General features: G+C 44.3%; 1 protein-coding gene. It reads right to left on the bottom strand.

Translation table 11 applies throughout. From position 1 onward, the window contains the following. A partial coding sequence (locus tag DPF93_RS20975; RefSeq protein ID WP_114767930.1) for an IS4 family transposase occupies positions 1-1177 on the bottom strand: 1177 nt, incomplete at its 3' end. Positions 1178-1298 lie beyond the last annotated feature (121 nt).

Raw genomic sequence — 1298 nt, 5'->3', positions numbered from 1 at the left:
CCAGTCCACAGGCATGTGTCAGCCGTTGGTATTCCACTATCGCCCAGTGATATTGTGATTCACTTATTCGGTACCTTCGATGGCAACGAACTTCTTTACCAAGCCTTGGGATCGAGAGTACGCGTCGGTGCTTAATGGTGTTCGCTTGAAAGTCATAATGCCATTTCGCTTGTATAGCGATTAAGCCATTCCACCACATAATAATTTCTGCCATTAATGCCATAAGTAGCAATATGTCGATTCGATTAGTACAACGTGTCCGATTGTGACGAAGGGCTAACCCGTAAGCAGGGCTTTTCAAATCTCGAAACGACTCTTCAATTTGCATCCTTTTGGCGTATAAACGCGTTATTTTTACGCCATTGGGGATGTTAGTAACCAGAAGCCAAGGCTCTTTTGCGCCCTTGTGGAACACTTTCCCCGCAGAGTGCTTTTGACAGGTTCGGCTATGTCGATGTGCTTTTCTACCTTTGGGAATGCTTTTGTATAAGTAGGCAAAGCACAAGAGTGGCGAGCGTCTTGCTAACTGGCTTGCACCTAAAAACTGGACCTTGTTCCTCGCTTGAGGGTAGAAAGTTTTGTTCCACTGCCAAGGCGCTTCACCACACTTTATTGAGACCTCACCGCGTACACGCCCAAGCCAAAACCAACCCTTATTGGCAACTTGACGAAACCATGTATTCCTAAAGCCCGCATCAGAGACAACAATAGGCGTACAGCCATTTGGGAGCAGWGTTTCTAACTTATCGAGGAAGAGTTGRTGGCTCTTGGGTGAGTTGTAGTTTTTATACTCAAATGCCTGTTCATAAAGGGTGATTGCTCGCCCCTTAACGGTAACAGAAGCACGCAATGTCATATATCTGAGTTGCTCTCTCACATCAGACCAATCGACRAGAACCACAGGAAAGGGATTTGYTYGGGTAATGAACGACGCATGCCATTTATAAATCGCATCTTTTTCTCTGTGCAGGTTTCGGTTCCCYAGAAGTCGGTCAATGCGTTTTATCGCGTGTTTTACGGTGGTATTCGTCTCAAGTGCTCGTCCAATTTTGGTTAATGTAAGGTCCGAACCATCGAGTACCGTTTTAGTTGCAAGCATCAGAGATCTAAGTCGTTTTTTGTGAATGTTTGGGCACTGGTTTTCGATAGTTTGCTGTAGAATTTGAACATCGCGCATCGTTAGGAATTCCTATTAAATCCATTTAATCAGGTGTGTTTTTGGCGAAATTCATTAGATCAGAATGAGCGATGTGCGTCTACTCATTGTTTTATATGGAAATTATGAGGGGATTCTTAAG

Source organism: Vibrio rhodolitus (assembly GCF_003350325.1).
Classification (GTDB): domain Bacteria; phylum Pseudomonadota; class Gammaproteobacteria; order Enterobacterales; family Vibrionaceae; genus Vibrio; species Vibrio rhodolitus.
This window is presented reverse-complemented; position numbering and strand designations above follow the sequence as displayed.